The organism is Cronobacter dublinensis subsp. dublinensis LMG 23823, from assembly GCF_001277235.1.
In the GTDB taxonomy this organism is placed as follows: domain Bacteria; phylum Pseudomonadota; class Gammaproteobacteria; order Enterobacterales; family Enterobacteriaceae; genus Cronobacter; species Cronobacter dublinensis.
The window spans coordinates 1,501,947-1,521,277 of sequence record NZ_CP012266.1 but is presented as its reverse complement, the minus strand read 5'-3'; the positions used below and the strand labels follow the sequence as shown (position 1 = coordinate 1,521,277).

Annotated in this window: 19 protein-coding genes and 1 pseudogene; 8 read left to right on the top strand and 12 right to left on the bottom strand. The window is 55.8% G+C overall.

Features of this window, described 5'->3' with window-relative positions; translation table 11 throughout:
- Nucleotides 1–3: 3 nt before the first annotated feature.
- The 6 genes from potG to ybjM form a co-directional block, all read right to left on the bottom strand.
- On the bottom strand, nt 4–1,137 hold the full coding sequence (potG, locus tag AFK67_RS06965; RefSeq protein ID WP_007724244.1) for a putrescine ABC transporter ATP-binding subunit PotG: 1,134 nt from the start codon (nt 1,135–1,137) through the stop codon (nt 4–6).
- A 139-nt stretch (nt 1,138–1,276) separates the two neighbouring features.
- Nucleotides 1,277–2,389, bottom strand: a complete 1,113-nt coding sequence (gene potF / locus AFK67_RS06960; protein WP_007747025.1) for a spermidine/putrescine ABC transporter substrate-binding protein PotF — start codon at nt 2,387–2,389, stop codon at nt 1,277–1,279.
- A gap of 359 nt (nt 2,390–2,748) precedes the next feature.
- Nucleotides 2,749–3,228 carry a type III secretion system chaperone family protein gene (locus tag AFK67_RS06955; RefSeq protein WP_007711789.1) on the bottom strand — a complete coding sequence of 160 codons (480 nt, stop codon included), beginning with the start codon at nt 3,226–3,228 and terminating at the stop codon, nt 2,749–2,751.
- An 81-nt stretch (nt 3,229–3,309) separates the two neighbouring features.
- Complete coding sequence (gene rimK, locus AFK67_RS06950) at nt 3,310–4,212, bottom strand: 30S ribosomal protein S6--L-glutamate ligase (RefSeq protein ID WP_007711791.1); 903 nt, start codon at nt 4,210–4,212, stop codon at nt 3,310–3,312.
- Between the two features lie 77 nt (nt 4,213–4,289).
- Nucleotides 4,290–5,012: an oxygen-insensitive NADPH nitroreductase gene (gene nfsA, locus AFK67_RS06945; protein ID WP_007711794.1), complete on the bottom strand. Its 723-nt coding sequence runs from the start codon at nt 5,010–5,012 to the stop codon at nt 4,290–4,292.
- A 132-nt stretch (nt 5,013–5,144) separates the two neighbouring features.
- On the bottom strand, nt 5,145–5,522 hold the full coding sequence (ybjM, locus tag AFK67_RS06940; protein ID WP_007711797.1) for an inner membrane protein YbjM: 378 nt from the start codon (nt 5,520–5,522) through the stop codon (nt 5,145–5,147).
- A gap of 289 nt (nt 5,523–5,811) precedes the next feature.
- On the opposite strand from ybjM, the gene AFK67_RS06935 reads away from it, so the two are divergent.
- A complete protein-coding gene (locus AFK67_RS06935) occupies nt 5,812–7,494 on the top strand; it encodes an aspartate:alanine antiporter (protein ID WP_038883949.1) in 1,683 nt (560 codons plus the stop codon).
- Between the two features lie 215 nt (nt 7,495–7,709).
- Nucleotides 7,710–8,262, top strand: a pseudogene (locus tag AFK67_RS06930) (phage portal protein); the annotation flags it as partial.
- Nucleotides 8,263–8,316: 54 nt separating this feature from the next.
- On the opposite strand, the gene AFK67_RS06925 reads toward AFK67_RS06930, so the two are convergent.
- The 3 genes from AFK67_RS06925 to AFK67_RS06915 form a co-directional block, all read right to left on the bottom strand.
- Nucleotides 8,317–9,681 (bottom strand): hypothetical protein, encoded by a 1,365-nt coding sequence (locus AFK67_RS06925; RefSeq protein WP_007711805.1) that lies wholly within the window; start codon nt 9,679–9,681, stop codon nt 8,317–8,319.
- 202 nt (nt 9,682–9,883) lie between these two features.
- Nucleotides 9,884–10,204 (bottom strand): DUF1493 family protein, encoded by a 321-nt coding sequence (locus AFK67_RS06920; RefSeq protein WP_032966381.1) that lies wholly within the window; start codon nt 10,202–10,204, stop codon nt 9,884–9,886.
- Nucleotides 10,201–10,656: an STM2901 family protein gene (locus AFK67_RS06915; RefSeq protein ID WP_007711809.1), complete on the bottom strand. Its 456-nt coding sequence runs from the start codon at nt 10,654–10,656 to the stop codon at nt 10,201–10,203. Before AFK67_RS06915 ends, AFK67_RS06920 begins: the two co-directional genes overlap by 4 nt.
- A 412-nt stretch (nt 10,657–11,068) precedes the next feature.
- On the opposite strand from AFK67_RS06915, the gene AFK67_RS06910 reads away from it, so the two are divergent.
- Nucleotides 11,069–11,410, top strand: a complete 342-nt coding sequence (locus AFK67_RS06910) for a hypothetical protein (protein WP_032966383.1) — start codon at nt 11,069–11,071, stop codon at nt 11,408–11,410.
- Here AFK67_RS06910 and AFK67_RS06905 read toward each other — a convergent pair.
- A complete protein-coding gene (locus AFK67_RS06905; protein WP_007711811.1) occupies nt 11,407–11,952 on the bottom strand; it encodes a TetR/AcrR family transcriptional regulator in 546 nt (181 codons plus the stop codon). The genes AFK67_RS06910 and AFK67_RS06905 overlap by 4 nt on opposite strands.
- 107 nt (nt 11,953–12,059) lie before the next feature.
- On the opposite strand from AFK67_RS06905, the gene AFK67_RS06900 reads away from it, so the two are divergent.
- Nucleotides 12,060–13,274, top strand: a complete 1,215-nt coding sequence (locus AFK67_RS06900; protein ID WP_007711813.1) for an MFS transporter — start codon at nt 12,060–12,062, stop codon at nt 13,272–13,274.
- On the opposite strand, the gene AFK67_RS06895 is transcribed toward AFK67_RS06900, so the two are convergent.
- Nucleotides 13,267–14,715, bottom strand: a complete 1,449-nt coding sequence (locus AFK67_RS06895; protein WP_007711814.1) for a flagellin N-terminal helical domain-containing protein — start codon at nt 14,713–14,715, stop codon at nt 13,267–13,269. The two genes, AFK67_RS06900 and AFK67_RS06895, sit on opposite strands and share 8 nt — an antisense overlap.
- A gap of 179 nt (nt 14,716–14,894) precedes the next feature.
- Here AFK67_RS06895 and AFK67_RS06890 point away from each other — a divergent pair, with 179 nt between their 5' ends.
- On the top strand, nt 14,895–15,707 hold the full coding sequence (locus AFK67_RS06890; RefSeq protein WP_007711815.1) for a Cof-type HAD-IIB family hydrolase: 813 nt from the start codon (nt 14,895–14,897) through the stop codon (nt 15,705–15,707).
- 33 nt (nt 15,708–15,740) lie between these two features.
- Here AFK67_RS06890 and AFK67_RS06885 read toward each other — a convergent pair whose 3' ends face one another.
- Nucleotides 15,741–16,973, bottom strand: a complete 1,233-nt coding sequence (locus AFK67_RS06885) for an MFS transporter (RefSeq protein WP_007711816.1) — start codon at nt 16,971–16,973, stop codon at nt 15,741–15,743.
- A gap of 166 nt (nt 16,974–17,139) precedes the next feature.
- On the opposite strand from AFK67_RS06885, the gene AFK67_RS06880 reads away from it, so the two are divergent.
- From AFK67_RS06880 to deoR, 3 genes are all read left to right on the top strand, one after another.
- Entirely contained in the window at nt 17,140–17,880 is a 741-nt protein-coding gene (locus tag AFK67_RS06880; RefSeq protein ID WP_007711817.1) for a phosphatase PAP2 family protein, read from the top strand.
- Nucleotides 17,877–18,470, top strand: coding sequence for an undecaprenyl-diphosphate phosphatase (gene ybjG, locus AFK67_RS06875; protein ID WP_007711818.1), 594 nt, complete (start codon nt 17,877–17,879; stop codon nt 18,468–18,470). Before AFK67_RS06880 ends, ybjG begins: the two co-directional genes overlap by 4 nt.
- A 79-nt stretch (nt 18,471–18,549) precedes the next feature.
- Nucleotides 18,550–19,314: a DNA-binding transcriptional repressor DeoR gene (gene deoR / locus AFK67_RS06870; protein ID WP_007711819.1), complete on the top strand. Its 765-nt coding sequence runs from the start codon at nt 18,550–18,552 to the stop codon at nt 19,312–19,314.
- The last annotated feature ends 17 nt before the right edge of the window (nt 19,315–19,331 follow it).

The following is a 19,331-nucleotide window of genomic DNA, read 5'->3' as shown; positions in this document are numbered from 1 at the left end:
TCCTTACACCGTCAGCACAACGCAGCTGTCCGCATCCCAGCACAGGCGGACTTCATCGCCCCAGGTGGGCGCGCCTTTGCGGTAGCGGTGCGCGTTCTGCAACTGGGCGCTGATCATCTGCCCGCTGTGCAGCCGCACATGGTAGATAGAAAGGTCGCCGAGATAGGCGATGTGCACGACCTCGCCGACGCCAAAGTTAAAGCCATCGGCGGGCGGTTCGTCGCAGAGCATGACTTTTTCCGGGCGCAGCGCCACGTGTACCGGCACGCCGTCTACCACCGAGGCGTCCGGGTCAACCTTCAGCGGATGCACCAGCCCCGGCGCGTCGATGATTAACCCGTCGTCGCGGCGCTCGCGCAGCAGGCCGTCAAACACATTGACCGAGCCGATAAACTCGGCGCTGTAGCGCGTCGTCGGGTGTTCGTAGATCTCTTCCGGCTCGCCTATCTGCACAAACTTGCCGCGGTTCATAATGGCGATTCGACCCGCCATCGTCATCGCCTCTTCCTGATCGTGCGTCACCATCACACATGTCACGCCGACGCGCTCAAGAATATCCACTACTTCGAGCTGCATACGGTCGCGCAGTTTTTTATCAAGCGCGCCCATCGGCTCGTCGAGCAGCAGCAGTTTCGGGCGTTTGGCGAGACTGCGGGCGAGCGCCACGCGCTGACGCTGGCCACCGGACAGCTGGTGCGGCTTACGTTTGGCGAACTCCTGCATATGTACCAGCCCGAGCATCTCTTCGACGCGGCTTGCGATCTCCGCCTTCGGCAGTTTGTCCTGCTTCAGGCCAAAGGCGATGTTCTGCTCGACCGTCATATGCGGGAAGAGCGCGTAAGACTGGAACATCATATTGATCGGGCGCTGGTAAGGCGGCACGTGGGAGAGATCCACGCCGTCCAGCACGATCTGCCCGGCGGTCGGCGTTTCAAAGCCCGCGAGCATGCGCAGCAGCGTCGATTTTCCGCACCCGGAGGCGCCGAGCAGCGCGAAAATTTCGCCTTTATAGATAGTCAGGCTGACGTCGTCCACGGCGTGCTGGCCGTCAAACGATTTGGTCAGGTTACGGATTTCCAGCAGCGGGGTCAGCGCCTTGCGGGGTTTCGCCTGTGGGCGGGGAATAGCGTCATTCACTACATTGCTCTCCGGCAAAAAGCAAAAGTACCTGTGCGGCCCGGTCGCCGCACAAATGGCAGAACAGAGGCACATGTCCTCTGTCCTGTTGTGGGGCAGTTGCACCGCCCCGATGCAGACCGCTTACGGTAAGGCAGCCTTATTTACCGCTTTTCACTTTGGTCCAGGCGCGGGTTCTCACGCGATCCAGCTTCGGCTCCTGCACCTTAAGGGTAAAGAGCTTGGCCATCACGTCCGCCGGTGGGTAGATGCCTGGGTTATCACGCACTTCTTTGCTCACCAGCGGCGTGGATGCTTTGTTACCGCTCGCGTAGTAGACGTGATCGCTGATGTGCGCCATAACATCCGGGCGCATCAGGTAGTTGAGGAACTCATACGCTTCTTCTTTGTTTTTGGCGTCTGCCGGCATCGCGAAGACGTCAAAGAACGCCAGCGCGCCCTCTTTCGGAATGGAGTAGGAGATGTTGACGCCGTTCTTCGCTTCTTTCGCGCGGTTCGCCGCCTGCCAGACATCGCCCGCCCAGCCGATGGCCACGCAGGTGTCGCCGTTCGCCAGATCGTTAATGTACTGCGAGGAGTGGAAGTAGCGAATGTTCGGGCGCAGCTTCAGCAGCAGGTCGGTCGCCGCGCCGCTGTAGTCGTCCGCTTTGCTGCTGTTCGGATCTTTGCCGAGGTAGTTCAGCACGGTGGCGAAGATCTCTTCAGGAGCATCCAGGAACGAGACGCCGCAGCTTTTCAGTTTTTCGAGGTTTTCCGGCTTTAGCACCAGATCCCAGCTGTTCACCGGGGCGTCTTTACCAAGCGCGGCTTTGACTTTGTCCACGTTATAGCCGATACCGGTGGTCGCCCAGAGATACGGCATGGCGTATTTGTTATCCGGATCGTGCTTCGCCACCAGCTTGAGGATTTCCGGGTCGAGGTTTTTCCAGTTCGGCAGTTTGCTCTTGTCGAGCGGCTGGAAAACGCCTGCCGTGAGCTGGCGCTCAAGGAAGCTTGCGGAAGGCACCACCAGATCGAAGCCGGTGCTGCCCGCCATCAGTTTGCCTTCCAGGACCTCGTTGGAATCGAACACGTCATAGACGACTTTAATGCCGGTCTCTTTGGTGAAGTTCGCAATGGTGTCCGGGGCGATATAATCTGACCAGTTATACACATGCAGCGTTTTCTGTTCAGCCGCTGAGGTCGTCGCACATACGGCCATCAACGCACCGGCAACTACACCCGATAACCATTTTTTACTCTGGGTGGACATATCTGTTTTCCTTCTGAATAAAGGGTAAAAGTCCGCGCGGGCGCGAACTAAATTTACGCAATTAAACATATGCAAGATTCATGCATAGATGGTCATTCTGCGCAGAAAAAAGGAGAGCGACTCTCCAGCAGATGTTGCACGCTGTATGCAGCCTCGCAAGGATAACTGTAGCCTGACCCGGAGGCTATAGCCCGGAATAAAAAACGCCTTTTAACAATTTTTTAGTCAGATTTGGTCTATGTGATAAGCCAAAACGGGACGGTGAGCGGTGATTTATGCTATCGCAACAGTTTCAATGCAGAATAAAAAATCGAAATACGCAGTCGCCCTGGTGGCGACTGCGCTAAAAGCAGGCGGGATCAGTGAAGAAAATGGTTATTCACTACGGGTTCGCCTTTTTCGTCCTCTTCAGGCGCGTAAATCAGCTGCTGCGCACGCGCTTCCATAATGACCATCGAGGTTTGCTGTTCGCTCTGGCGATAAAACGCCTCGAACTGCTCCACCGTCACGCCGACCTCAGTCAGCAGCGTCTGGCACACTACCAGCTTCGGCAGATTGTCATCCTGAATGTCGAGAAACGCTTTTAACGTCAACGAACCGGCATTGATAGCCGAGAGATCGGAGGCGACCGTAAGCAGTGCCGAGGGCTTGATTTCCGCCATCGCGGAAAAAAGCACCACGTTATCCACCAGATCTATCTTGGCGTCGAACACGCCGTCGAAATTCTGCATGTGCGGAAGATGGAGCGCCTGGCAGGTATCACACTCGAAAAAGCTCACGCCGAGGTTATCGAGCCAGCGGCGCAGGGTGTCCAGCGTGGGGACGACGAGTGAATCCATAAACCTGTAGCCTCATTTTAGTAAACAAACATGTCAATCGGATAGCTTACGCAAAAAACGGACGTTATACCATGACGCGCGTCAGCCGCCGGTTTTGAGGCAGTAGCCGGGCCGCGCGTGACGCTCAATCCAGGCAATCATCTGGCCGGCGATATCAAGCCCCGTGGTTTTTTCAATGCCTTCCAGCCCCGGCGAGGCGTTCACCTCCATCACCAGCGGGCCGCGTTCGGCGCGAAGAATATCGACGCCCGCCACATCGAGCCCCAGCGTCGCGGCGGCTTTAATGGCGATTTCCCGCTCGCGTTCGCTTATCTCAGCAATGCGCGCCACGCCGCCGCGATGCAGGTTCGAGCGAAAATCACCCTCTTTCGCCTGCCGCTCGATGGCCGCGACGACGCGGTCGCCCACCACCAGACAGCGAATATCGCGCCCTTTGGCCTCTTTAATATATTCCTGCACCAGTATGTGCGCGTTGAGCCCGCGAAAGGCGTCAATCACGCTTTCGGCCGCCTGGCGGGTTTCCGCCAGCACCACACCGATGCCCTGCGTGCCCTCCACCAGCTTCACCACCAGCGGCGCGCCGCCCACCATGTCGATAAGATCGCTGGTGTCGTCCGGCGAATGGGCGATGCCGGTGACTGGCAGATCAATGCCCTGGCGCGCCAGCAGCTGCAGCGAACGCAGCTTGTCGCGCGCGCGCGTGATGGCCACCGATTCATTGAGCGGGTAACTGCCGAGCATCTCGAACTGGCGCAGCGCGGCGGTGCCGTAAAAGGTGATGGCGGAGCCGATACGCGGGATAACCGCGTCGAAATGCGGCAGCTGACGGCCCTTGTAATGCACACAGGACGCCGTCGGGTTGATGGTCATATAGCAGGAAAGCGGATCGAGGATTTCCACCTGATGGCCGCGTCGCGTGGCGGCTTCGCGCAGGCGTTTACAAGAATAGAGCGTACCGTCCCGGGACAAAATGGCGATTTTCACCCTGCACCTCTCTGAACACGTCGTGAAAACCGGCCTATCATACACGCCCCCGCGCGGGCGGGGGAATGTAAAACGGCTTAGCGCGTCGCCCAGCCCTGCTTATGCAGATAGTCGAGAATAAACGGACGGTTCTCTTTGATGATGGTGCGGCGGATCTGGTCGCTCCAGGTGTCGCGGCGGGCGTTGCTGTCGCGGTGCATATAATAGTCGGCTATCTGTTCGTCATACTCAGCGAGCAGTTCGCGGTCAACCGGCTGATAGCGGTTTTCATGCACCATCAGCCCGGCGGGCATACGCGGCTTCACCTGCGGATCGTCCGCCGGCCAGCCGAGGCACAGGCCAAAGAGCGGCAGCACATGCTGCGGCAGGCCCAGCAGTTCGGTCACCGCTTCAATACTGTTACGAATGCCGCCGATGTAAACGCCGCCGAGGCCGAGCGATTCCGCCGCGACCAGCGCGTTCTGACCGAGCATCGCGGTGTCCACCACGCCGAGCAGCAGCTGTTCGGCAAGGCCCAGCTGCGCCTCAGGGCAGATTTGCAGAAGGCGGTTGAAATCGGCGCAGAACACCCAGAACTCGGCCGCCTTCGCGACGTGCGGCTGGCCGCCGGTAAGCGTCACCAACTGCTCGCGCATGGCGCGGTCGGTAATGCGAATAATCGAGCTGCATTGCAGGAAGCTGGAACTTGAGGCCGACTGCGCCGCGTGAATAATCGCTTCGCGCTGGGCGTCGCTGATGGGCTCATCGGTGTAGTGGCGGATAGAACGGTGCGAGCAGAGCAGCTCAATCGTTGGCGTCATTACGTTTTCCTTATTCCTGGTGGTGTTAAAAAAGCCCGCTAAAGGCTGGCTTCAAAACTCATCAGTATAATCGTAATGCGCCGGATGGCGGTTAACGGAACGTTGCGTTTAGGAAGAAGATGAAACCGGCTGTTACAGCCGGTTTATGCCATTACGACGACGCAGCAGCGTCAGCAGGAACAGCCAGCAGAGCGAGCCGAAAGAACACCAGAACAGCGCGCTGAAAATCCACGCCAGCTCCTGCCAGAATGACCGCCCCGCGCCGCCCCACAGATGCAGGAGCACCAGACACACCGGCGCGGCCACCAGCGCGCCGAGCAGCGGCTTAAGCTCGCGTCCGCGACGGGCGAACACACCCGCCAGCGCCCCCGGCAGCATAAAAAATAAGATGCCTAAATCCATTGAACCTGTCAGCGGCGTGAACGAGTACAGCACCCTTTTCTGCGCAATGAACACCGCCAGAAACAGAATAAAACAGCAGGCGGTCGCAGCCCGGCTATGACGTCGCATCAACAGATATCCCCCTGATAGTGCCTGTATCAACCTGATCTCCTCTCCGCCACTGCGGATGTTTAGTCAGATAAAGCATGGCGGCAATCCGTGCCTCATAATTAACTGCGGGTATTAGAATATTCTTGCTGGCCGATACTATACATAACGATTAAACTAGCGGCGGCTAAACGCTTATGCAGACGAAATAACTGCGCCGGCAAACGCACCTCCGGCAAACATAAGCAAAATCCTAGCCCAGAAGTCTCTCCCTTTCAACAACTTACTGGTAAACAAGAAGTTAGCCTCCGTGAATATAAACGTCGCAGATTTGTTAAACGGGAATTACATCCTGTTATTATTTGTGGTGCTGGCGCTCGGCCTGTGTCTTGGTAAATTACGCCTGGGTTCTGTGCAACTGGGTAATTCCATTGGCGTTTTAGTGGTTTCATTATTATTAGGCCAGCAGCATTTTTCGATTAACACCGACGCGCTTAACCTCGGCTTTATGCTGTTTATTTTTTGCGTCGGCGTGGAAGCCGGGCCCAACTTTTTTTCCATTTTCTTTCGCGACGGCAAAAATTACCTGATGCTCGCGCTGGTGATGGTGGCAAGCGCCCTGCTTATCGCGCTCGGCCTTGGCAAGGCGTTCGGCTGGGATATCGGCCTGACCGCCGGGATGCTGGCGGGCTCGATGACCTCAACACCGGTGCTGGTGGGCGCGGGCGACACGCTGCGTCACGCGGGCATGGAAGGCGCGCAGCTCGCCCAGGCGCTGGATCACCTGAGCCTCGGCTATGCGCTGACTTATCTTATCGGTCTGGTCAGCCTGATTTTCGGTGCGCGCTATCTGCCAAAGCTTCAGCATCAGGACCTGCAAACCAGCGCCCAGCAGATTGCACGCGAGCGCGGTCTCGACACTGACGCCAACCGCAAAGTCTATCTGCCGGTTATTCGCGCCTATCGTGTGGGGCCGGAGCTGGTCGCCTGGGCTGATGGCAAAAACCTGCGCGAGCTCGGCATTTATCGTCAGACCGGCTGCTACATCGAGCGTATCCGCCGCAACGGCATTCTCGCGAACCCGGACGGCGACGCGGTGTTGCAGATGGGCGATGAAATCGCGCTGGTGGGCTACCCGGACGCGCACGCGCGCCTCGACCCGAGCTTTCGTAACGGTAAAGAGGTGTTCGACCGCGACCTGCTGGACATGCGCATCGTCACCGAAGAGATCGTGGTGAAAAACCACAACGTGGTGGGTCGCCGCCTCGGCCAGGTGAAGCTCACCGATCACGGCTGCTTCTTAAACCGCGTCATCCGCAGCCAGATTGAGATGCCGATTGATGACAATATCGTGCTTAACAAGGGCGACGTCCTGCAGGTGAGCGGCGACGCGCGACGCGTGAAAACCATCGCCGACCGCATCGGGTTTATCTCCATTCACAGCCAGGTGACCGACCTCCTCGCCTTCTGCGCTTTCTTTATTGTCGGCCTGATGATTGGGATGATCACGTTCCAGTTCAGCTCGTTCAGCTTCGGCATCGGTAACGCGGCGGGGCTGCTGTTCGCGGGCATCATGCTCGGCTTCCTGCGCGCCAACCACCCGACGTTTGGTTATATCCCGCAGGGCGCGCTGATGATGGTTAAAGAGTTCGGCCTGATGGTGTTTATGGCGGGTGTTGGCCTGAGCGCGGGCAGCGGCATCGGCCACGGGCTCGGCGTTGTGGGCGGCCAGATGCTCTTCGCGGGTCTCATTGTAAGCCTTATGCCGGTTGTGATCTGCTTCCTGTTTGGCGCGTATGTGCTGCGCATGAACCGCGCGCTGCTCTTCGGCGCGATGATGGGCGCGCGTACCTGTGCGCCTGCGATGGAGATCATCAGCGACACCGCGCGCAGCAATATCCCGGCGCTCGGCTATGCGGGCACGTATGCGATTGCCAACGTTCTGCTGACCCTCGCCGGTACGCTTATCGTCATCATCTGGCCCGGCACATAAAAAAACGAGAAATTTTGCCTAAGGCGCGAACTTTTCGAAAAAGCGCCAGTCTCAATTAGTGCCACTGCTTTTCTTTGATGTCCCCATTTTTGTGGAGCCCATCAACCCCGCCATCTTGGTTCAAGGTTGATGGGTTTTTTGTTGTTTGGGGTTTATGTTTGTAACATTTAAGGGGTTACCAGACCGCTTTTGAACGGATGGCGGCAAAACTGCGGCAGCGCTATGCATTCACACCGGGAAGCATTTTCCATCTTCTTGGACCTGATGTTAACCAGGAAATCTACGCGCTACCCGGCTACCTTTCAGCCATTCCCTCCGTCCTGCTCAACGAGTCCGCCACGCTGTTCCGTCGCAATATTACATCAACGGCAGCCATGCGCGCTTAACATGTATATGGCCAACGCTGCCCAGAACCAGGAGGACGTAAACAACATCTACCAGACCATGAAAAGCGCCAAAGGGCCGGGCAACTTCCGCAACTTGTTTATGTACTCACCAACAGCAAAAAAGATGGAATTCAGAGCATCCCGCTGTCAGAGGTGGCGGCGAAGAATGAATTTCTTAATATCAGGAATATTAGCCGGGACGACATGATGGTGGCACACCGCATTCTGCCATCAGATGATGGGGATAATGCCTGGTAATGTCGATAAAAAAAGATGTAGAAAAACAAGTAAAGTGTTTGTTCGAAATGAACTTTATCCACAACAAAAAAGATTAAATGAGCCTAATCCATGGATTGGAGAAGACGTTATTAACCTTAAATAAAATACTTTATAATAAAAAGGCCGCAGAGAGCGGCCTTTTTATTACCCGAAAGCACTACTCATCTTCATCATTTATCTCTTTTTTGTCGGGAACATTTTCATTTATCTTATTAATTCTTGTCAGGCCCGCTTTTCCTAGAATAACATCCATTTTGTCACCACCTTTTTCTACTAAATTTCTGAACCCATCAGATGATAACATTTCCATTATTGGGGATGAATGCGCTGTTTCTTCAACGAATCTCAATGGTGGCTCTTCAAGTCGAGTAAGCGCATTGCCAAAAAGACGCTGTGAGAAGTCAGAATCTAACTGCAGCGCTTCTCTACGATAACCCTCATAAGCCTTAGAAACGCTGGCTTTAAATTCATAGTCTTCAGCCAATCTGAATCGTTGACCAATTTGCTTAGTGGCTAACCAAGCAAACCAAAGTGGAGCACCTACACTGAGCATTGATAAGATCAACTGTATGGTTAGTTTGATGCCTGAAGCATTAGGATTCGATAAATATGCTTCAAGGGCATGCAATCGAGTGTAACCAACAACTGCCCCCGCCCCTAGGGCTGTGATTAAGCCTGCAACCCATAGCCTGATACTGGCGTTAAGTTTTTTTGCTTTGTCTTCAAAAGCTCCAGCTAAGCCTTTAGATGTCGTTGTCCTAAAGGCCTCCTCACACTTATCGATATATCCTTGAGCTTTAATTTTGAGTTCATTCAAATAATCGCCAGCTTCTTTCGCAACATTATTATGCAATTGTGTAACAGCAGTTTTTATTTCATTTATTTCTTTGCTTTCATACTTAGCTTGCTCTAATATTCCGCCGATTGAATTTGCATTTTTCTCTGAAGATTCATTTAATTGATTAATCTCTTCATTTGTCTCCCTAAGAGATTTTAAGGTTGTAGGTAGACTCTCTGCAGCATCATAAGCTTCATTGATAGTATCTATCTTCCCTTCGAGGTCTCCCATCTTCTCCCCAATAACCTGAAGATTAGATTGATACAAACCTAGCCTATTTATTATTTTTTTCGGAAGAAGCTCCTTGTTGTTCAAAATCTCGAAAGAAAACAACTCATTTAATTCCGCGCTTATATAAAGCATGGAAACCAAATACGATGCAATTGCAGGCCCTGATATATTAGTACTGCTGTGATTCAAATGGTTTAAATTAAGCTGTGCTTTATCTAAAGAGTAAATAATAGAATCTATAATTTCAACATCATTTTCAGAAGGTTCAAACTTAGTCATCCTACCTATCTTTTCAGATAGCATTTTCGGGAAGTATACTAAATCTTCTGAATGTAGGAAGGGGTATTGATAATTATTAACATCAATGAAATCTTGCTGCGGAAAATTTATTGAACTGATAGCGGTGTGTAAATTATTCAGTTTTTCTTTTAAATCATTCAATTTTTCATTCATGACGTCACCTTTAATCACTATATGTAACAGATGGACTTCCTTACAATATTACACCCAATACAATTATCAAAAGGATTAGCGCGCGTTCGCACCCTTACCACGCCTGCCCGCTTTATAGCGTGGTTTTCATGCAAGTGCATGACGCAAGCAAAAGCTTGCCACTTCTGGCAGGCCAAAAATGATCTTTACACGATCATGCGGATTATCCATACAACCACCTCCCCGCCTTCACCGACTCCACAAACATCCTGATTGTCAAAGGCGCTTTATCCTGTATCACGGGCTTGCGTGAAAACAGTCCTGGCGTTTTCCACGGAAAGTAAGTGGTGAGATCGAAGTAGCTGTGTTCTGTCCCGAAATGGCTGAAAAGGGTCTGAGCCATTTCTGCGATATCTTCGACTTCAAACATTTCCTGCAAAGGGTTGTCAAGATCAGGCTCTTGCTTCTTAAGTGTGAAAGAAGTCACTAGCGGTAGTTCTTTTAAGATCATAGTCTGAATGTCTTCATCAGATACCGTATTCACCAGATCCTGTCCTCTTTACGTACCAGTTTATTGTAATGGTTTACCGTATTGTAACTGATAAGGGCAACATCTTTCGCAAGTATAATCCAGCCCAGCACAGGTACTGCACGACCGACGAAAGCGCCCAAATTATTGACCCAGAAGATTTTAAGCCCGCGCATGGAGAAAGATTTTTTGGTCAATGTTGGAAGAATACGCTTTTTGAATTTATAGCTTAGGTGCTGCCTGAAGAATAAAGAGGCGTGAGACGTCCCTTTTGTAGCGGTAGACATTTTACCCGGCACTTCAATACTATTCGTACCTAACAACAAGAATGCAGCGCCTATGATATCCTCGACGCCAAGCTGTTTTTGGATTTCATCAATCATGACCCAGAAGAGTAATTCATGTGCGCTCAAATCAAAAAGGCCTTTGTAAAAATATCCCCCATTAAGGCTTTCTACGGTATCCATACTCCCTCCCTATAAACACATACCTGTTAGATGATTGGCTGAACCCTGCCCACGAGTTAGTACTCTTTTATTGAGAAACGCGCTTTAATCCAGCCTGTTATAAAATAATCAAGCATTAAATAAATTTAACACCTCTTATCTGTTTATTTAGCAACTGAAGATTACCAAAAGGACATCATCTCGCCAGCAAGCTAAACGTTTTTTCAGATAATATTAAGGATTGAGAATTAGACAACGTAGCGATTTACATAATAAAATTTGCAACAATCATATTTCATAATAAAATGCATGAAAATTATTTCATTTACTTCACATGAAGTGATATATGAACCATCAGTACACGTTATATATGATGTCCATTACCATTCAATTAAAGAATCATTAATTAGCGCAAACAAAAAGACCAGGCAATATGAATAAAACCATCATTGAAATTATTAATATTCTTTTTTGTGGCTGGGTTCTCACTACCTGCTTAATTGTATTGGCTGAACTCGCCTCCTGGCAGGAAAAAACTGTGGGAGTCGCACTCATACTTGCAGGAGCGCGACTCATCGCGTTGATACTGAACCGGTTCCTTTCCCAAAAAATTGGGATGTTAAACAGTATATTTGAACTCTTAACAGGCCCGCTACTGATTACGGGCACGCTTCTCTGCTTCGAGCTTCCTGCTCCCTGGCCATTAAAAATAGTGGGAATGGTGTTATGGGTCATCGTACTGCTTTATTTACCTTCTCTGATAAATCAACGCTAACCCTCCCCCACCATCCTCCCCACCGTCGCGCGGATCGTCTCGCGGCTGAGCGGCTCGCGGTCGATGACGTAATGCAGCGTCATCCCTTCGACAAACGCGTCGAGCGCGCGGGCGGTCGCCGGGTCGAACCAGGTTTCGAGCGTCTGCTGGCTGCGCCGCATCCAGTCCTGCATGATGATTTTCAGCTGCGGCTGGCGGCCCGCGTAGGCGTAAAGCTGGTACATCAATTCCATGTTTTCAGGCGTCGTCACCTGCGCGCCGCAAATCAGCGCCGTCACCGCCTCGCAGGCCTCTTCGCGGCTTTTCGCCTGCGACATCAGCGCCTGATACTGGCAGGACATCGTCTCGGCGAAACGCGTGAACGCCTCTTCAAGCAGGGTTTCCAGCGTTTTGAAATAGTACGTGACGGAGCCCAGCGGCACGTCCGCCTGCTGGGCGATTTTGCGGTGCGTAATATGATGAAAACCATGCTCGGCGATGCAGGCAAGCGTCGCTTCCAGGATACGCTCGCGGCGCTGCGGATCGTTTTGTCGTGTCGCCATAGGGTGTCGAACTCTCAACCGGGAAATAGCCTTTTTAGCATGTGTACAAATGTACACAACCTTGCTACGTTTTAAAGGTTTCTTTTTTCACTCCAGGCGAATGGGCTATGTCATCCGACGTGAATCACTCTTCCGCGCTGCGTCACAGGACGTGGGCGCTGTTTCTGTTTTTCTTTCTGCCGGGCCTGCTGATGGCCTCCTGGGCGACCCGCACGCCGTCTATCCGCGACGTGCTGGAAGTCTCTACCGCCGGGATGGGCATCGTGCTGTTCGGTCTTTCGGTGGGCTCGATGAGCGGTATTCTGTGCTCCGGCTGGCTGGTGAAGCGGCTCGGCACGCGTCCGGTTATCCGCAACGGCATGACGCTTGGGGTTGTCGGGATGCTGCTGATGGCGCTTGCGCTGGGGCTCGCCTCGCCGCTGCTGTTCGCCTGCGGTCTGGCGGTGCTGGGCGCGGGCATGGGCTCCGCCGAGGTGGCGCTGAATGTCGAAGGCGCGACCGTTGAACAGTTACAGAACAAAACCATTCTGCCGATGATGCATGGTTTTTTCAGCCTCGGCACGCTGATTGGCGCGGGCATTGGGCTTAGCCTGACGGCGTTGAATTTCCGCGCCGATCTGCACCTCACCATCGCCACGCTCATCACCGTGATCCCGATTATCGTCGGGCTGCGTGCCATTCCGCACGGCGTTGGTAAAGAGGCGAAAGAAGCACGCCAGCAGCGCCCCGCCGGGCATATTCCGTTCTGGAGAGACAGCCAGCTGCTGCTCATCGGGCTGATTGTGCTGGCGATGGCGTTTGCCGAAGGCTCCGCCAACGACTGGCTGCCGCTCCTCATGGTAGATGGTCACGGCTTCAGCCCCACTTCCGGCTCGCTGATCTACGCAGGCTTTACGCTCGGCATGACGCTTGGGCGTTTCTGCGGCGGCTGGTTTATCGACCGCTACAGCCGCGTTAACGTGGTGCGCGCCAGCGCCATGATGGGCGCGCTCGGCATCGGGCTGATTATCTTTGTCGATAATCCGCTTATCGCCAGCGTCTCTGTGCTGCTGTGGGGATTAGGCGCGTCGCTCGGCTTCCCGCTGACGATTTCGGCGGCGAGCGATACCGGGCCGGATGCGCCGGTGCGCGTGAGTGTGGTGGCCACGGCGGGCTATGTCGCCTTCCTGGTGGGCCCGCCGCTGCTCGGTTTCCTGGGGGAATATTACGGACTGCGCAGCGCGATGCTGGTGGTGTTGTCGCTGGTGGTGCTGGCGGCGCTGGTCGCCCGCGCGGTGGCCAAACCTGCAACGCCTGGCGAGCCTGAGCGTGAGGTTATTTAAGCAGCGACAGCACGCTTTCCGCCTGCTGGTTCGCCTGCGCCAGCACGGCGTTCCCGGCCTGTTGCAGGATCTGCGTCCGGCTGAGGTTACTGGTCTCTTGGGCGAAGTCCGCATCCTCGATGCGGCTGCGCGCGGCGGTGGTGGCGACGGTTTTCTGCGCCAGCCCCGCTTTCGCCGAATCAAACGTATTCACGAGGCTGCCATAGGTGCCGCGATAGCTGCTCACGGTATCCAGCGCGTGATCGATGGTGTCTATCGCCTGCGACGCTCCCTGCTGATTATCCAGCCGCGCGGCGTCCAGGCCGAGCGTTTTGGTGTCCGAGGGTGTCGCCGGGATCGTTTTATACTTCACCGCCTCGCCGTAGTCGGCGCTCATCACGATGTCGGTGTCGGTACTGACTGGCCCGTCGGGCTTATCGGTCGGCAGCGGCAGTTTGGACCAGGTCATCTGGCCGAAAAACGACCCGTTACCGACGACCATGATGATCACATCTTCTGTCACCTTATCGATGGAGAGACGCTCCAGATAGTTGCCCGCCGACACAGTGCCGTTATTGGCCCAGCCGGTCGCGGGCGTCTCGTAGCGGTCGCCGTCGCCGCTGTAGGTGATGGTCATGCCGTTGTAATTCTTCACCGCGCCGCCGCTCACGTTATAGGTGGCCGGGCCCTGCGTCAGGTTCGTATCGCTGTAGCTGGCGCCAGGCAGAAAGCCGTTATCGGTGGAGATGACTTTGGTATTGGCCGTTGCGGTACTGTTCACCCCGTTATTCGTCCAGGTGAAATCGCGGGTGGGGCCGTTCAGCGGCGTGCCGACCAGATGGCTGCCGTCGCGGCTGAACAGCTGGATATCGTCATCCATCCAGCCGGAGTTAATGGTCAGCGTAATGTCGGTCGCACCCGCCGGAATATAGGCCAGCGGCACCAGCCCGGAACTGAACGTGTATTGCTGACCAGGCACCGGGAAGCGTTGGTTAATGGACGGAATATTGCCGAGCTGCGGCGCGGGTGGCTTCGGGGGTGCCGCGGGTGCCAGCGGATATTTGCCGAAAATCGTCGTCCCTGTGGCAATGGCGTCAATCTGCGCTTTAATCTGGCCAAACTCGGTCGAGATAGCCGCACGGTCAGTCGAATCGAGTGTACCGGTAGCTGCCTGCACAGCCAGCTCTTTAGCGCGAATCAGCAGCGCGCTGACTTCCGAAAGCGCGCCTTCCGCGGTCTGGGAAAGGCTAATACCGTCGTTCATGCTACGCGTCGCCACATCGTTAGCGTTGAGCGTCGCGGACATACGGTTGGCAATAGCCTGCCCGGCAGCGTCATCCTTCGCGCTGTTAATGCGCATGCCGGATGAGAGCCGCTCAATAGACTGGCTTAAGCTAGCGGCCGTTTTTTTCTGCTGCGTCAGGACGTTACCTGACATCAGATTATTAAATATAGTCGCCATAGGGTTGCCGTTTCGCACGTCGGAGAGTCGTTAACAAGGCTACTATCGGCCCCCAGGCAATTTAGCTTTAGGTTTAAATTTGAATTAAGTGGAAATTCTTTTAATAACCACAGCTTATGTTAACAGGCATAAATCCGCACTTTTAAGGCGCGGCGCCTGAAAATCCTTAAGGAGTGTTTATGGCAGTGAAGTTAATCGCCGTGGATATGGACGGCACCTTTTTAAGCGATGCCAAGACTTACAATCGCGCGCGTTTTCTGTCGCAGTACGCCGAGCTGAAAGCGCGCGGCATCCGTTTTGTGGTGGCGAGCGGCAACCAGTATTACCAACTGACGTCGTTCTTCCCGGAGATAGCCGACGAGATAGCCTTTGTTGCCGAAAACGGCGCGTGGGTGGTGTGTGAGGGCAACGATCTGTTTAACGGCGAGCTGACTGAAGAGGAGTATCGCCACGTCATCACTCACCTGCTGACGCTGGAAGACATAGAGATCATCGCCTGCGGCAAGCGCAGCGGCTATACGCTTAACCGTTACGACACGCGTTTCAAGGAGATGGCGTCGCGCTACTATCACCGGCTGGAGTTTGTCGACGACCTGTTCGCGGCCAGGGACATTTTCTTTAAGTTCGCGCTCAACCTGCCGGACAGCCAGCTGCTGAAAACAATGGACGACCTGACCGAAGCGTTTGACGGTATCGTCGTGCCGGTCTCAAGTGGTCACGGCTCTATCGATCTCATCATTCCGGGCCTGCATAAAGCGAACGGCATTCAGATGCTGCAACGACGCTGGGGCATCGCGGACCAGGAGGTGGTGGCATTCGGCGATGGCGGCAATGATGTCGAGATGCTGCGCCATGCCGGGTTTGGGTTTGCAATGGAAAACGCGCCGCAGGCGATTCACGAGGTGGCGCGCTACCGGGCACCGGCCAATAACCAGGAGGGCGTGCTTGAGGTGATTGATAAGATCCTGAACGGCGAAGCGCCGTTTGCGTGAAACGGCGGCCCGTGTAGGCCGCCTCGCGTCACATCAGCCTTCCCGGCTGGCGCCAACGGTTTTGTCTTTGAGGAAAATAACCGTCAGGCCCAGCCACAGCAGGCCGCTTGCGAAGTTAAACAGGTTGAAGAGCCCGTTGCCGCCGCCCGTCCAGGCGTGTTTGCTCACCTCGATGCCGACGGTAAAAATGGTCATCTGCAACATTCCCATCGCCGCGGAAACGGTGCCTTTGGAGATGTCGCTTGCAAACAGCGTCAGGCGCACCAGGCCCGCGTTGGCGATGCCGATACCGAAGGCGTAAATGCTGAGCCCCGCCGTCATCCAGAGATACGCGTGGGATGAGATAACCGTGGCGAAGGCCGCCAGCGCCAGGCCGGCCATAATCGGCCAGCCGCCCATCACAATCAGCGAACGCACGCTGCGCCGCGCGGTAAGTTTCGCCAGCACCAGGTTGCCGATAATCAGCGCGCCGAAAATCGGCACCTGCAACAGCCCATATTCATAGGTGCTCATCTGCTCGCCGCTGATGATAATCACCGGCGACTGGGCAATCCACGCCAGCAGCGGCAGGCTGACGAAACCGATCGCCAGCGCGCCGGACACAAAGCGCAGGTTTTTCAGCACTTTTTTATAGTCGCGGCCCAGTTCGCGCAGCGACAGCTTTTCGCCAAGCCGCGTCGCGGTTTCCGGCATCGCGCGCCACAGGCCGAAGAACGAGATGGCCGCCAGCGCGGCGAACAACACAAACATCATCTCCCACGGCGCGGCATGTACCCAGGCCGCGCCCACCAGCGGGCCAAGCAGCGGGGCAATCAGCGCGACATTCGCCATCAGCGCGGTGATTTTGATGCACACCGCCTCTTCAAACGACTCCTGGATAGCCGCATAGCCCACCGCGCCGATAAAGCACAGGCTGATGCCCTGCAGGAAGCGCAGCACGGTGAACTGTTCAATATTCTGGGCCAGCAGCGTGGCGAGGCAGGTCACGATAAACCACACCACGCCCGCCAGCATCACCGGCCGACGGCCGATGCGATCCGAGAGCGGGCCGAGCAACCACTGTAAAAACATGCCGCCCGCGAGATAGGCGGTCATCGAGGTCGGCACCCATTCCACGCCCGCCTGATACTGCTCGACGACCGCGAGCATTCCCGGCTGGATCATGTCGTTGCCGATATAGGTAGAGAATTCGTAGAGCACCAGGCAGAGCGGGAACAGCAGCGCCTGGCGTCCGAGACGTCCGGTTCGGTTTGCGTGAGTTTGCATGAGTCATCCATCTGTAAAATCGCGCTGAGTGTAATGAATTGACGCGCCGCGCGATAGTGAATTATGTGCGACAACCCGGCAGCGCGCGCCTTTCGCCGGGGTGTTTAAGGTTTTCTTAAGTTAGCCGTTCTATGCTGGCCGTTTTCAGCTCGCAGAGGGCGCCGTTATGCGCACGTTATCTCCGCTCCTGTTGCCCGCCAGGCCCCGGATAAATAAGACAATCTCCCTTTATTCTCTGCCCCTGCGCTTTTATGTTGGTCAGCTTGCGCTGTTAACGGCGCTGGGCGTGCTGTTTACCTGGCTTTCGCGTAACGAGGCGCTGGACCGCTGGCTGACGCAGATGTGGTTTGATGCCGCCGCGCAGCGGTTCCCCTGGCAGAACAACCCCTGGCTTGATCTGTTCAACCACCGGCTCGCCAAATATGGCGCGATTGCGATGGCGGTCGCAAGCCTGCTGTACGGTCTCGTGCGCCGCCACCCGCGCTGGATAATGGTGGCGCTGCTGATGGGGCTTGGCACCGCCGTGGTCGGCGTGCTGAAGGCCACCAGCCACCACAGCTGCCCGTGGGATCTGGTCGAGTATGGCGGAAAAGCACTCTCCTATCCGCTCTTCGGCGCGGTGCCAGACGCCAGCGGCCCCGGACGCTGTTTCCCCGGCGGCCATGCCTCCAGCGGCTTTATGGTGATGGGGCTCTGGTTCGGGCTGCGGCGCGAACACCCGCGCCTCGCCCGGCTGGCGCTGGCGGCAGGCATGATGCTCGGGCTCGCGATGGGCTTCGGCCAGGTGATGCGCGGCGCGCATTTCTTCACCCATAACCTGTGGGCAGGCTGGTGGGTGTGGCTCACTCAGGTGGTGACGTGGGGCGTGACCACCACATTGATGAATAAGGAACCCGCAACCCTATGATGGAAGCGCTGAATCACTTTCTCTTTTTGCAAATCAACGCCACGCCAGACTCCGCGAGCTGGCTTATCGCACTCGCGACCTTTATCGCCCGCGATCTTATCTCCATCGTACCGCTGCTGCCCGTCGTGCTCTGGCTGTGGCGCCCCACCGAGCGTCGGCTGGTGGTGAAATTCGCGCTGGCGCTGCTTATCAGCCTCGCCGTCTCCTGGATTGCCGGTCATCTGTTTCCACACCCGAGACCGTTTGTGGTGGGCCTCGGCCATCAGTTCCTGCCGCACGCGCCGGACGACTCCTACCCAAGCGATCACGGCACCGTGATTTTCACCTTCGCGCTGGCGTTTCTCTTCTGGCACCGCGTCTGGTCGGGGCTGGTGCTGATGGCGGTCGCCTGCGCCATCGCCTGGTCACGCATCTATCTGGGCGTCCACTGGCCGCTCGATATGGCGGGCGGTCTGCTGGTGGGGCTGCTCGCCTGCCTGAGCGCGCAGATCCTCTGGGCGCCGCTCGGCGAGCCGCTCTACCGGGCGCTGCGCCAACTTTATCGTCTGTGCTTCGCACTGCCTATCCGTAAAGGCTGGGTGCGTGACTAACCGCAGGGCCGCAGGTAAGATTGCACGACTTTTCAGGCGCCGCGCGACGGGCGTGGCGCCGGGTTGAGCAAGAGGCTTTATGGAAACGCGGCGTGACGAGCGAATAGCGCAACTGCTACAGGCGCTAAAGCGGCAGGATAAAATTCATCTTAAAGAGGCGGCGGCGCTGCTTGGCGTCTCTGAGATGACGATTCGCCGCGATCTCCAGGGCCACGACGCGCCGGTCACGCTGCTCGGCGGGTATATCGTGCTGGAGCCGCGCGGGGTCACCGTCAGCCGTTATCTGCTGAGCGACGAAAAAACCCGCCTGGTGGAAGAAAAACGTCACGCGGCGCGGATTGCTGCGGCGCTCGCGCGCCCGCACCAGACGCTGTTTTTCGACTGCGGCACCACCACGCCGTGGATTATCGAGGCGCTGGACGACGCGCTGCCCTTTACCGGCATCTGCTACTCGCTGAACACCTTTCTGGCGCTGCAGGAGAAACCCCAGTGCCGCGTTATTCTGTGCGGCGGCGAGTTCCACGCCAGCAACGCCATTTTCAAACCGCTCAACTTTCAGGAGACGCTGCGCAACCTCTGCCCGGATATTGCTTTCTTTTCGGCGGCCGGCGTCCATCCGCAGTATGGCGCGACCTGTTTTAATCTCGATGAATTGCCGGTGAAGCACTGGGCGCTGGAGATGGCCCAGCGTCACGTGATCGTGGCCGATCACAGTAAGTTTGGGCAGGTGCGGCCCGCCTGCATGGGGCCGCTTGAGGCGTTCAAAACGATCGCAACCGACCGCATGCCCGACGAGGCGTTTATCGCCTGGGCGCAGTCGGCGAAGGTCGAGGTGCTGTGGTAAGCGCTCCCGCCGGGCGG